The following is a 12,289-nucleotide window of genomic DNA, read 5'->3' as shown; positions in this document are numbered from 1 at the left end:
CGCATCAATTCGAGCGTGGCCGAGCTTCAGTCCGCGGTCGATCAGGCCAACGTCAAGCTGGCCGCGATGGCGATGGGCGGCGGCGGCGCGGCCGAGGTGAAGGACAAGGACTACACCACCGCCTTCCGTGCCCACTTCCGGCGCGGCGACGTGCAGGCGGCGCTGAACAAGGGTGCCGATGACGAGGGTGGGTATCTCGCGCCGATCGAGTGGGACCGGACGATCACCGACAAGCTCGTCGAGGTCAGCCAGATGCGGCAGATCGCGACGGTGCAGAACATCTCCACCGCCGGGTTCAAGAAGCTCTACAACCTGCGCGGCACCGCCTCGGGCTGGGTCGGCGAGACCGCCGCCCGCCCGCAGACCGCGACCGGCGAGTTCGGGCAGATGACGATCACCCCCGGCGAGCTCTACGCCAACCCGGCGGCGACCCAGCAGATGCTCGACGATGCGGCGGTCAACCTGGAGGAATGGCTCGCCAATGAGGTCGAGACCGAGTTCGCGCTGCAGGAGGGCCTGGCCTTCATCGCCGGCGACGGCGCCAACAAGCCGCGCGGCTTCCTGACCTTCGCCACCGGCGGCGCGGCTGCGGCGGTCAACCCGCTGGGGCCGATCCCGGTCAAGACGGCGGCGGCCCCGGCGGCGGTGACGGAAGACGAGCTGATCGACGTGATCTACAGCCTGCCGGGTATGTACACCGCCGAGGCGCGCTTCACGATGAACCGCACCACGATGGGCGCCATTCGCAAGTTGCGCGATGCGGACGGCCGGCAGCTCTGGCAGCCCTCCACCGCGGCGGGCCAGCCCTCGACGCTGCTCAACTACCCCGTCACCGAGCTGCCGGGCATGCCCGACATCGCCGCCGGCGCCCTGCCCATCGCCTTCGGCGACTTCCGCCGGGGTTACCTGATCGTCGATCGCACCGGGGTGCGGGTGCTCCGCGATCCCTACACCAACAAGCCCTACGTGATGTTCTACACCACGAAGCGCGTCGGCGGTGCCGTCAACGATCCCCAGGCGCTGCGCGTCCTGCGGATGGCGGCGGCGTAAGGCCAAGTTCCCAAGCTCTGAACCTTCAGCCCGGCCCGCGAACCCCCGCGGGCTGGGTCTCTCACCCTGCCAGATGGAGATCCTCATGGCGAAGAAACCTACCAAGGCCGAGACGGCCAAGACGACCGCGGCCAAGCCCGACGCCCCCGCCGATCCCAAGCCTGCCGAGAAGATCGACGGGGCCTCTGGCGCGATTCTCGAAGAGGAGATTGCGAAGCCCGTCGATCTGGCCCACCCCGCGATCGACAGCAATCCGCGGGCCGGGACCGTCGCGGCGCAGAACGCCTGCGATATGAACGACCCGGCCAATCGCAAGCCCGGCGATGAGGGCTATGTCGGCCAGGGCCTCGACGCCTCGGTCTACGGCAAGGCCAAGGACTGACCCCGGTGCGCGCGCCCGTCCTCCTCACGCCGCCCGCCGGTCCGCCTGTCTCTCTTGCCGAGGCGAAGGCGCATCTGCGCGTGGATGGGCCCGATGAGGACGGGCTGATCGAGAGCTATATCGAAGCGGCCACGGCCCATCTCGACGGCTGGACCGGGATCCTCGGCCAGGCCCTGATGCCCCAGACCTGGCGGCAGGATTTCGAGGGATGGTCAGCCCGGATGGGCCTGCCGCTCTTCCCGGTGCTCGGGATCGACGGCGTGAGGTATCGGGACGGCGCCGGCGCTGAACAGACGCTGGCGCCCGAGGCCTATGAACTCCGCACCGATACCGCCGGCACCTATCTCGGCCTGTTGGCGAGTGGACCGACCGCACGGGCGGGATCGATCTCGATCACCTACCGGGCGGGCTATGCCGATGCCGCGGCCATTCCCCGCCCGATCCACGTCGCGATCCTGTTGCAGGTGGCGGCGCTCTACGAGCACCGCGAGAGCAGCGTTGAAGGCGGCCTATCGGAGCACCCTGCGGTGCAGGCGCTCACTACGCCCTATCGGCGGATTCGGCTCTGATGCCGGCCGGGCGGCTCCGCGATCGTGTCCAGTTCCAGCGCCAGGCCGCGGGCGAGGACGAGTACGGCAATGTCCAGACCGGGCCCTGGGAGGATCTCGGCGGAAAAATCTGGGCGGACATGCTGGAGCGTCTCGGGGGCGAGAAGCTGGCCGCCGGCGCGATCCACGCGCCCCGGACGGCCACGATCCGGGTGAGGAAGTCGAGCTTCACCAGCGGCATCACCGAGGGCGACGCCATCGCCGCCAGGGGCGAGACCTGGAACATCCGCTCGATCGCTGAGGTGGGGCGCAAAGGAGAACTGCTGGAGATGACCTGCGAGGCGGAGGTGGCCCAATGAGCCGCCATGTGACGGGCGTGCGCAAGGTCCAGCGCCAGCTGGAGCAACTGAAGGCCAAGATGCCGGGCGACGTGGCCCGCGTGAACCGCGGCATCGCAGACGACTGGGCCCGCGTGTCGCGCGTCCTGCATCCAGGCGACGGGGAGACGAAGGCCCAGATCAGGGTGACCGACGTGCCCGAGGCCAACGGCGCCCTCATCGACTTCGGCGACAAGGCGAAGGTGACCGAAGGCCAGCGCGGCCCGCGGCCCTTCATCAACCCCGCCAAGACCGTCATGCGCAAGCGCTGGAAGGCCCGCGTGCGGCGGGCCCAGAAGAAGGTGGTGCGGCAGGTGTTCGGTGGCTGACGGCCCGGCGCTCGCCCTGCAGAAGGGTCTGATTGCGGCACTGAAGGCGGAGCCGGCGATCGCGGCCCTGGTGGGCACCCGCATCTATGACCAGCCGCCGCAGAGCCCGACGTACCCTTACATCCGGCTCGGTAACCTCGACCGGCAGCCGATGCGGACGGATGGCACGGCCAATGCGGCCGACATCCTCTTCGCGCTCGAAGGTCATTCCCGCCCTGCCGCGGGCCGCGTCGAAGCCGCCCGGATCGGGGAGGCCATCGTCACCCTCCTCGACGACAACGAGGCGGCCCTCACGGTCGTCGGCTTCCGCCTGGTGCGCCTGCAGCACGTCGTGACCGAGACCGATCGGGACAGCGACGGCCAAAGCTATCTCTCGCGCTCGGCCTTCGAGGCCCTGCTCGAGCCTACGACCTGACTACCCTCACTTCCAGCAAAGGAGGCCGACATGGCCAAGCAGAAGGGGCGCGAGCTCCTCATCAAGATCGGCGACGGTCAGGAGACGGAAGGCTTCACCACCGTCTGCGGACTCACCTCGAAGACGCTCGGGATCAACAACAACGACATCGACATCACCACGCCCGATTGTGACGCCCCCGGCGGCGCGCTCTGGCGCGAGCTGATGGAGGGCATCAAGTCGCTGACCCTCTCGGGCAACGGCGTCTTCGAGGACACGCCCTCGGAGATCACCCTGTTGAACCTCGCGATGTCACCGACGCCGACCGCCAGTTTCCAGGCGATCGTGCCCCATCTCGGCACCTTCGAGGGAGCCTTCCTGCTCTCGTCGATGGAATATGCCGGCGAGATGGAGGGCGCGGTGACCTACTCGATGTCGCTCTCCTCGAGCGGCAAGATCACCTTCACCGCCGATCCCACGCCGGATCCCTGATCGTGGCCGTCGCAAACAGCGCCCGCTTCGAGGAAGAGATCGGCGGGCAGCTCCGCCCGCTCCTCCTCCGCAATGGCGAGATCGAGCGCTTCGAGGCGCAATATGCGCCCCTCGGGCTCTATGAGCTCTTCGACGGGCTGCGGGGGCAGGGGCGGGCACCGCAGGTGCGCCATGTCCGGGATCTCCTCGCCCTCGGCCTGATCGGCGGCGGCATGTCCGACCGCCTCGCCGACGCGCTCATCGCCGGGCTCGGGCCGGAGCACGACCTGGCGCTGCGCGGCACCGCGCTGCGGCTCCTCTACTTCACGCTTGTGCCGGCGCTCTACGCCGGGGCGGACGAGGCGGGCGCCTCAAAAAAAAACGAGGCTGGATCGCCCGAGGGCGACAGCGCGGCGCCGCCCTCCGCAGATACGACGCCGGCGCCCGCATCCGAAACATCTGCGGCGTGATGGGCCGGCTGCCGGCCGAGGTGCGGGCGATGACGCCGGCGGAGACCGACATGGCTGTTGCGGGCTGGAACGAGGCGCAGGCGGCGGCCCGCGGAGACGTCGCGCCGATGAGCGTCGAGCGGCTGCAAGAATTGAAGGATCGCTATCCGGATGTCCGTTGATACCGAGAAGATCGAGATCCTGCTCGCCGCCCGCGACAAGGAACTGGTGCGCGTCATCGACCGCAACAACAAGAAGCTCGCCCAGTTCGAGCGGCAGGTGACGAAGAACCTCTCGGGTGTCTCCAAGACCGTCGACACGAACATGGCCAAGGCGTCCCGCGCCGTCGACAGTTTCGTCAAAGGCGCTGTGGCCGCGATCAGCATTCAGGCGATCCGGGCCGTCACCGGCCAGGTCGCCCGGATGGTCGAAGGCGTCGCCGCCATCGGCGACGAGGCGCGGCGCTCCGGTCTCGGCACCGAAGCCTTCCAGGAACTCGGCTACGTGGCAACGCAGAGCCGGATCCCGATCGACGCGCTGGTCGACGGCATGAAGGAGCTGAACCTGCGGGCTGACGAATGGATTGCCACCGGCAGCGGCCCGGCGGCGGAGGCCTTTGGGCGGCTCGGCTTTGCGGCGGGCGATCTCAAGCGCCGGCTCGAGGATCCGCAGGAGCTCATGCTCGAGATCATCGACCGCATGGAAGAGATGGACCGGGCGGCGCAGATCCGCATCGCCGACGAGGTGTTCGGCGGCACCGGCGGCGAGCGTTTTGTAGAGCTGCTCGCCCACGGCGCCGCCGGCATGCGGGGCATGATCGGCCAGGCACACGAGGCCGGCGCGGTGCTCGACGACGAGGTCATCGCCAAGGCCGCCGAGATCGACCGGAAGTTCAAGGAGCTGACGACGCGGATCGGCACCTATCTGAAGACCGGCGCCGTCGGAGTGGCGGGGCTGCTCACGGATGCCGCCTCGGCGCTCTCCGACTTCAAGGCGGAGATCGAGGAGGTGCGCGCTGCGGCCTCCGAGCTCAACATGAACGATCTCTCGTCGGGTGTGCGGCTGCTCGGCAGTGATGCGCGCACAACCCTCGAAGACGACATCGATCTCTTTGAGGAAAGCCAGGGCGCCATCATGCGCACGGCGGCCGAGATCGAGGCGCTGAATGCCCAAACCGATACGGTGGCCCGCTCGCTCCTCGAGGCGGCGGTGAATGCCCGCCAGCTCGGCAACGATGAGCTGGCGGCGGCCCTGGCCCAGCTGAGTCAGGAGATGACCGCCCTGACGACGGCGTTCACCAGGGGCGAGGTGGAGGGCGATGCCTTCATCAGCCGGCTGCGTGACCTGACAGATCGCGCCGACGTCGCCCGGTCCGCGCTGGCCGCCGTGGATGGCGTGGAGTTCGGCGGGGTGATCTCCCGCATCGGCGATCTGGTCAGCTCGCTCGGCCCGGCGATCGCGCGGGCCCTCGAACTTCGCGCCGCCCTGACGCCTGGTCCTGTCCGCCTCAGCTCGCCCTCGCGGAGCGCGCAGATCTCGGCGGATGAGCGGATGCTGGAGCCCGACGTTCTGCCCGCGCCGCCGCCGCCCGTGGCGCCTGGCCGGCCAGAAGCGCGCCCGATCGATATCGACTTCGGCTACAATCCGTCGAGCGGCACCGCCGGAGCGGGCGGCGGCGGCGGAGGCGGGGCGTCAGAGCGCGCCTCCGAGTACCAGCGCGCCAGCGAAGCCATTGAACGCGAGACCCGCGCCCTGGAGATGGAGGCGGCGGCGCTGATCGCCGTGGCCGGGTCCGATCTCGATCTGGGCGATGCGATGGACTACGCGCGCAAGAAGGCCGACCTGCTCTCCGCCGCGCAGGAAGATGGCCGCGAGCTGACGCCCGAGCTGCGCGCCGAGATCGATGCTCTGGCGCGCGCCTATATCGATGTGGCGGGCGAGGTGGATGCTGCCACCGACGCGCTCGATCGCATGCGGGACAATGCCGAGACCGGGGCGGATGCCATGACGGACCTCTTCATGGCCATCACCGGCGGGGCAGGCGACGCCAAGCAAGCGCTCCTGCAGCTTCTTTTGCAGATGGGCCGGGTCTCGGTGGCCAACGGCGTGAACGCCCTGGCCGGCTCCGGCGGTCTCTTGGGCTCGCTGTTCTCGGCACTAGGTGGGGCTCTGACGCCACGCGCCTCGGGTGGGCCAGTGCGCGCCGGCGAACCTTACATGGTCGGTGAGAACGGGCCGGAGCCCTTCGTGCCGGCCGTCGACGGACGCATCCTGTCGGTGCGGCAAGCGCAGGCGGCCTATCGCGGGGAGGCGCAGGGCCAGAGCAGCGGAGGCGCGCCGATCTACATCGATGCGCGCGGCGCCCAGCAGGGTGTGGCCGAGCAGATCGAAGCGGCGATGCGCCGGGCCCGGCCCGGGCTCATCGGCGAGACCGTTCGCGTCGTCCACAAGAAGGTCGGGACAGATCCCGGCTTTGGCCGCATCTAGCCCATGCCGAAGGTCTGGGCCTGGCCGCCGGTGCCGATCGCAGCCTACTCGCCGCGGATCACGCGCCCTGGCTCCATCTCGATGGACCAGAAGGGCGCGCCGATCTTCAGCCAGGCGCAGGCCAGGCGCCTGCGCTATACGATCGATGTGGGCCTGCTGGACCGCGATATTACGGCCAGCGGCTATCTCGACATGCTGATGCGGCAGATGGATGGGGCGCTGCCGCTGGTGCGCATCCAGCCGCTGCCGCCCCTCTGGCAGGGCCACCTGCGCGGTCTCGGCGGCAAGCGCGGCCAGGTGCCGCTGGAATGGACGGCTGACGGGCGGACGCTGAACTGGGATGTCGTCTGGGTATCGGGCGCCGCGATCACGGGCACGGCTGTCACAGATGGGGACTTTGCCGGCCTGCGCTGCTCTGGCTTCGCAGGGATCACGACGGGCACCATCGTCGCCCGCCCGGGCGAGCTGGTGCGCAATGCGGCAGGCCAGACGGCGCGCGTCCTGAAGGCCGAGCGGCTTGGGATAGATGGGAAGGCGGTCCTGCGTCTCGATGCTCCGCTGGCGTCGGGCAAGGTGGTCATCGGGGCGCGCGAAGCCCTGACGATGGTCATCCTCAGCTGGAGCGATCCGGTGCTCGACCTCGGCGCCGGCAGCGTCGAGCTCGACATGCTCGAGGTGACCTCCGCCGACTTCGACGGCGAAGCCTTTACGGTGATCGATCCATGGAGCTGAGGCGCGGCATCGATCCCGTCCTGCTCGCGGCCATCTCGCGCCGGGACGGCTTCCATCCGGTGGTGCTGCTGAAGGCGGCCTGGCCGGGAGGGACCGAGCGGATTCATTCGGGGCTGGGCGACCTCCCCTGGGGCCCCAACACCTACAAGGGCGCCGGGCATCATGTGCGCGATGTTGCGGGGGCGCCGGAGGCGGGCGGCAGCGCCCCGCCCGAGGCGGCGATCCGCATCGCCGGCGCGATCGCTACGGTGCTCGATTACACCGATGCTAATGCCCGCGGCGGTGAGGTGCGGATCTGGCTCGGCGCGGTGACAGAGCCCGCCGGCACCATACTCCTCGGCCAGCCGTTCCTGGCGTTCCTGGGCCGCATCGATGAGAACGACGCCGATCTGGAGGCTCGGATCGACGCCACCGTCGCGGAGCTGATGGTCTCAGCCACCGCCGGGCCGGGCGCGAAGGAAAATGCCGCGCACTGGCACAGCGACGAAAACCAGAAGGCCATCGATCCGACCGATACAGGCATGGAGCGCCTGGCCTTCGCCAGCCGCTGGCGCTTCGCGCCGCCGGACTTCCCGGGACCGAGCGCGTGACAGTCAGCGCCCGGGCCGTGCTGGAGGCGGCGGAGGAGGTGATGCGCGGCCCGATCGTCTGGGGGCGCTCGGATTGCTGCACGTCGGCGGCGGATACCTTCCTGCGACTCTGGGGCATCGATCCGATGCCCACGCTCCGCGGCCGCTTCGATACACCCCTCTCGGCGGCTCAGCTGGTGCAAAACGATCTGCCGGTGGCCTTCCAGGGCGAGATGGCGGCGGCGGGACTGCAGCGCCTGGCGGAGCAGCCCGGTCTGATCGGTCTCTGCCGGAACGACGCCCTCTTCGGCTGCGTCGCGGCGATCTGCATCCGCCCTGGCGAATGGGTGGCGCGGGCGGAGGGGGGCTTCGGGATTATCTGCGAGCGGGCGATGGAGGCCTACGGATGGCCGGACTAGTCGCGACCAAGATCGGCGCGGCGCTCGGGGCCGGCCTGGTCGGGCAAGCGCTCATCGATGTGACCGTGGGCTTTGCCTTCTCCGCCGTGGCCAACAAGCTGATGGGGGCAGGGCAGGGGCCGAGTGTTAATGGCGACGAGCGGCGACGTCAGCTCAGCTTCCCCGACAACCTGCCGCCCTACCGGCATGTGCATGGGAACACCCGGGCGACCGCCACGGTGATGCCGCACCCGGTCGTCGGAGAGTACGGCTATGGCGTCTATCTGCTCAACAGCCGCCGCTCGGTGCAGGTGGGCGACAAGATCGAGATCTGGCTCGACGAGCGCGGGTTTGTTCTCGCCAGCGGTGATGACCCGTTCGATTTTGGCGGGCCGGGGGCGTCGCCCGCGGCAGGCCCGCTGGCCGGCCATGTGAAGATCTGGATCGGCCTTGGCGATCAGACGGGCCCACCGGCGGAGTTCCTGAGCGAGGCGGCCTGGGACGCCGACGATCAGCCGCTCGGCTATCGCAGCTCGGACACGTTCACCGGGCTGACGGTGGTCTACCTTAAATACTGGGCCGGGACGGACGGGGCGGATGTCGACCTCTGGCCGAACGTGCCGCCGGCGCTGGAGACACGGCAGCTGACCTCGGCCGTCTATGACTGGCGCAAGCCTGGGCATGATGCTGACGACGAGACCACCTGGGAGGCATCGCAGAACAAGGCGCTGATCCTGGTGGACGGCTATCGGATGAACCCCGTGCGTCCCCATAGCCTCGAGAGCCTCCACCTCGACAGCTTCACGATCGACGCCAACCTCTGCGACAATCCGATCGCCCTCGCCGCCGGCGGCAGCGAAGCGCGCTATGCGGCGCGGGGTACGCTCATCTTCGACGGCTCTGAGCTGCACGAGCTGATGGCGCCGATCCATGCCGCCGGGGCGTCTCGGCCGGCCTGGTTCGGCGGCCAGCTCGGCGTGGTGCCCGGGGCATATTCCGAGCCGGTGATGACGATGACCCGCGTGCTCGGGCGCATGAAGTATTCGAGCATGCAGCGGACGTCTGATCTGCCGACGGTGATCAACGGTCGGTACGTCGCCGCCGAGCGCGGGTACACCTATGCGCAGCTTCCGCCGCGGGTGATCTCCGATCTGGCGCCGGGGGAGGAGCCAAAGATCCGCACGCTCACCTTCGATTGGGTGACGAGCGCGACGCAAGGCATGCGGCTCATCAAGATCGCCGCCTATCGCGCCCGCGAGCAGCGGCGGCTGACGGCAGAGCTGCCACCAGACGCCCTCGACCTGGTGATCGGCTCTGGCGCTGCACTGGCCCTCGGCGATCCCTATGACGACGTGCTCGGCGGCACCTATGAGGTGGAGAGCGTCCACCCGCTGCTCGACCCTCTTGGGAGTGACGCCGGCGTGGCCTTGCGCGCCACTGTCACGCTGGTGCGGGCCGTCCCTGACGCCTTCACCTGGTCGGTTGCAGAAGAGCAGGCGATCACAAATCCCAACGCGCCGGGCGGCTTCGCGCCGGCGGCGTGATCAATCTGGTAATGAGGAGAGAGGCATGGGCCTGACCGTTCCCACGACGGGGAGCGACCCGAAGGTCGCGCGACTTGAGGATCTGCTCGCAGCCATTCAGTCGTTCTTCGATTCCTTCGGTGCCGCCATCCAGACCGGGGCGCCGTTCTTCGAAAGCGTCTCGGCCGGCATTGCCGGGGTTGCGGACGGCGCCGCCTTCTCTGTCTTCGACGAGAGCTATCTCGTCATCTACCGGCGCGGCGGCAACTCGGCCGTCGAGCTCGGCCGGGTGCCGAGCAGCGGGCTGGTTTCCTGGATGAAGTCCGGGCAGAAGCTGAGGCCCGAGGTCTACGCTTATTCCAAGAGCTATACCGGGGCGCTCTCCGGTGATCCGGGGACTGTCGGTGGTGTTGCCATCCCTGACACGGCCAGGCTGATGCTCGCCGGTCGATCCAACCCTGCAGAGAATGGGCCTTGGAAGGTCAACTACGGCGGCCCCTGGACGCGCCCCAGCGACATGAACAGCTCCGACGAAGTGCCGGGCGCGACCTACCTGGTCGAGAAAGGAGACGATGCCGGCAATGCGTACGGGCTCTCGGTCGAAGACGAGGCAACCTTCCTGTTGGGGACCGACGACATCGGGGTGCATCGGGTCTTCACGATCAAGCCGCTACTTGAGGCGGTGGAAATGGAGGCTGACGCCCGCACTGCCTCTACATCCGCTCTATCGGATGACATCGCCGAGCTGCAGGAGGAGTTCATGGTGCAGCCGGCGGCGGCCAAGGTGCCCCGCGCCGACGGGACCGGGCGCCTGAATGAAGGTTGGCTACCGCCGCCCTCCTTCTTCCGTGGTCAGGAGGTTCTGATCCCGGCTTTCGACAATGTCCCCTCCGGCTGGCACGACACCGGCGAGCGGCTGCTCTCGACTACCTCGGCGCGCGCGATCCTGAGTAACTGGCAGCCCAGTCTGCCGGTCGCGGTCTTCGTCTTCGACGACACGTCGCTGCTCTTCCAGGATGCGGCCGAAACGGTGCCGGTCGAGGATGACGGCGATCCCGTCGCGGTGGCCTATGCGAAGGTCGGCGGCGGTGCCATCTCGGCCGTGGCCGTCGCCAACGCGACGTTCGCCTCCAGCCTCACGGGCTGGACCGTGGCCAACGGCTCGGCGAGCGCCACTGGCGGCAAGGCGCGGATCGTGCGCACCTCCGCCACCTCCTCGATCCAGCAGGAGTTCAACCTGACCAAGGGCGTCCGCTACATCTTCCGGGCCGATGCCACCTGGGTTGCCGGCGTCTCCGCCGCGGCCGGCCTCGTTCTTCGGGAGGGCGCGGCCTACAACTCGGCGCTGATCCTCTCGCAGTCGCTGGCGGCAGGCGCCTCGGGCGAACTCGAACTCGACTACACGCCCGATGCCGACGAGACGGTTTACCTGCACCTCTCGGTCCTCTCGGCGAGCGGCACGATCGACTTCGACAATGTCGCGGTCAGCGCCGACACCCGGCTGCGCTTCGCCACCGCCGATACCGCCCGCCGGCCGACCTACCGGACGGATGGCAGCCTCCACTGGCTGGAGTTCGACGGCATCGACGATGCGCTCGAAGCCAACATCTACGGCATCGGCCTCGACACATTCGACGGCGCCGTCTGGGCCTCCTACCGCCCGCTCGACGTCACCGCCGGCTATGTCTGGAACGCCGGGCCCCTCACGGCCGACACGACCGGCCTGGTGGCCAACGTAGCCGGCGACTTCCTGCGCGTGGGCGGCAATGCCGGCAACGTCATGGACGCCGGCGCCCACGACAAGGTCGCGGTGCTGAGCGTCGACCGTGGCGCCGGCACCGGGAGCTTCGGCCGCAAGGGCGATCTCGCCGCCGTCAGCGCCGGCACCGGTGACGTCGACTGGGCCCTTGCAATCGGCGCCCGCATCGACGGGACGGACGTCGTCAACTCGCCGCAGAAAATGCGGCTCTACGGGATAGGGGTGGCGCAGGAGGCCGTGTCCGCCGCCGTCCGTGACCGGGTGACGACTTACTTCCTCGACCTCGCTCGCTATCGGCCTCCCCGAAGAATTCACGTCATCCTGGTGATGGGGCAGTCGAATGCCGATGGCCGGGCTGTGATCGGCGACGGTCCGGCATGGCTGCAGGACGGTGTCATCGAGGGGCTCGCGACCTGGACGGGGAGCCGTATCGAGGGTTCCTATTGGCTCAATCCGGCTGGCCCCAATGGTAACGGAGCAAGCTTCATCACCTCAGGCGCCGCGGGCCGCTTCAGCTTCGCCGAGGTCGCCAACAAGGTGATCCTCGACGAGGGCATCGGCAACGTCGTCGTCTGCCGCGTCAGTGAAGGCGGCACCCGTGTCGACACGGCGGCAAACTCCCGCGGCTCATGGAACGCGGACTACGACGCGATCCCCGCCGGCACCCCGAAGCTCCTGCAGCTCCTGGAACAGCGCTATTCGGCGCTCGTCGCCTGGTGCGCTGCCCGCGGGATCGAAGTGGAAGTGGCGGCGCTCTTTCACCACCAGGGCGAGGCATCCGCCGCGTCTGGCAAGGCGACCTTCCGCGCGGATACGGAGGC

The 12,289-nt window shown here is 68.9% G+C and carries 15 protein-coding genes; all 15 read left to right on the top strand.

Translation table 11 applies throughout. The annotated features are described in order from the left end of the window. On the top strand, positions 1 to 1,050 hold a 1,050-nt coding region (locus tag ACXN5S_RS19535; RefSeq protein WP_458607168.1), incomplete at its 5' end, for a phage major capsid protein. Between the two features lie 85 nt (positions 1,051 to 1,135). Beyond that, positions 1,136 to 1,432, top strand: a complete 297-nt coding sequence (locus ACXN5S_RS19530) for a hypothetical protein (RefSeq protein ID WP_458607167.1) — start codon at positions 1,136 to 1,138, stop codon at positions 1,430 to 1,432. 5 nt (positions 1,433 to 1,437) lie between these two features. Then, the gene (locus tag ACXN5S_RS19525; protein ID WP_458607166.1) at positions 1,438 to 2,001 is read left to right on the top strand and encodes a head-tail connector protein; all 564 of its coding nucleotides are present in this window, start codon (positions 1,438 to 1,440) and stop codon (positions 1,999 to 2,001) included. Next, on the top strand, positions 2,001 to 2,339 hold the full coding sequence (locus tag ACXN5S_RS19520; RefSeq protein WP_458607165.1) for a phage head closure protein: 339 nt from the start codon (positions 2,001 to 2,003) through the stop codon (positions 2,337 to 2,339). The genes ACXN5S_RS19525 and ACXN5S_RS19520 overlap by 1 nt, the downstream gene beginning before the upstream one ends. Then, positions 2,336 to 2,686, top strand: a complete 351-nt coding sequence (locus tag ACXN5S_RS19515) for a hypothetical protein (protein ID WP_458607164.1) — start codon at positions 2,336 to 2,338, stop codon at positions 2,684 to 2,686. Before ACXN5S_RS19520 ends, ACXN5S_RS19515 begins: the two co-directional genes overlap by 4 nt. After that, positions 2,679 to 3,101 carry a DUF3168 domain-containing protein gene (locus ACXN5S_RS19510; RefSeq protein ID WP_458607163.1) on the top strand — a complete coding sequence of 141 codons (423 nt, stop codon included), beginning with the start codon at positions 2,679 to 2,681 and terminating at the stop codon, positions 3,099 to 3,101. The genes ACXN5S_RS19515 and ACXN5S_RS19510 overlap by 8 nt, the downstream gene beginning before the upstream one ends. Before the next feature lie 30 nt (positions 3,102 to 3,131). After that, on the top strand, positions 3,132 to 3,572 hold the full coding sequence (locus ACXN5S_RS19505; protein WP_458607162.1) for a phage major tail protein, TP901-1 family: 441 nt from the start codon (positions 3,132 to 3,134) through the stop codon (positions 3,570 to 3,572). A gap of 2 nt (positions 3,573 to 3,574) precedes the next feature. After that, positions 3,575 to 4,021, top strand: coding sequence for a hypothetical protein (locus tag ACXN5S_RS19500; protein ID WP_458607161.1), 447 nt, complete (start codon positions 3,575 to 3,577; stop codon positions 4,019 to 4,021). After that, on the top strand, positions 4,018 to 4,182 hold the full coding sequence (locus ACXN5S_RS19495; RefSeq protein WP_458607160.1) for a hypothetical protein: 165 nt from the start codon (positions 4,018 to 4,020) through the stop codon (positions 4,180 to 4,182). Before ACXN5S_RS19500 ends, ACXN5S_RS19495 begins: the two co-directional genes overlap by 4 nt. Beyond that, complete coding sequence (locus ACXN5S_RS19490) at positions 4,172 to 6,487, top strand: hypothetical protein (RefSeq protein ID WP_458607159.1); 2,316 nt, start codon at positions 4,172 to 4,174, stop codon at positions 6,485 to 6,487. The genes ACXN5S_RS19495 and ACXN5S_RS19490 overlap by 11 nt, the downstream gene beginning before the upstream one ends. A 3-nt stretch (positions 6,488 to 6,490) precedes the next feature. Next, a complete protein-coding gene (locus ACXN5S_RS19485) occupies positions 6,491 to 7,219 on the top strand; it encodes a hypothetical protein (protein WP_458607158.1) in 729 nt (242 codons plus the stop codon). Next, positions 7,210 to 7,809 carry a hypothetical protein gene (locus ACXN5S_RS19480; RefSeq protein ID WP_458607157.1) on the top strand — a complete coding sequence of 200 codons (600 nt, stop codon included), beginning with the start codon at positions 7,210 to 7,212 and terminating at the stop codon, positions 7,807 to 7,809. The genes ACXN5S_RS19485 and ACXN5S_RS19480 overlap by 10 nt, the downstream gene beginning before the upstream one ends. After that, a complete protein-coding gene (locus ACXN5S_RS19475) occupies positions 7,806 to 8,207 on the top strand; it encodes a DUF6950 family protein (RefSeq protein WP_458607156.1) in 402 nt (133 codons plus the stop codon). The genes ACXN5S_RS19480 and ACXN5S_RS19475 overlap by 4 nt, the downstream gene beginning before the upstream one ends. Beyond that, positions 8,195 to 9,730 carry a hypothetical protein gene (locus ACXN5S_RS19470; RefSeq protein WP_458607155.1) on the top strand — a complete coding sequence of 512 codons (1,536 nt, stop codon included), beginning with the start codon at positions 8,195 to 8,197 and terminating at the stop codon, positions 9,728 to 9,730. The genes ACXN5S_RS19475 and ACXN5S_RS19470 overlap by 13 nt, the downstream gene beginning before the upstream one ends. A 25-nt stretch (positions 9,731 to 9,755) precedes the next feature. Further along, positions 9,756 to 12,289 (top strand): hypothetical protein (locus tag ACXN5S_RS19465; RefSeq protein WP_458607154.1); only part of this gene is annotated, 2,534 nt, incomplete at its 3' end.

Source organism: Pseudoroseicyclus sp. H15 (assembly GCF_054353345.1).
This window is presented reverse-complemented; position numbering and strand designations above follow the sequence as displayed.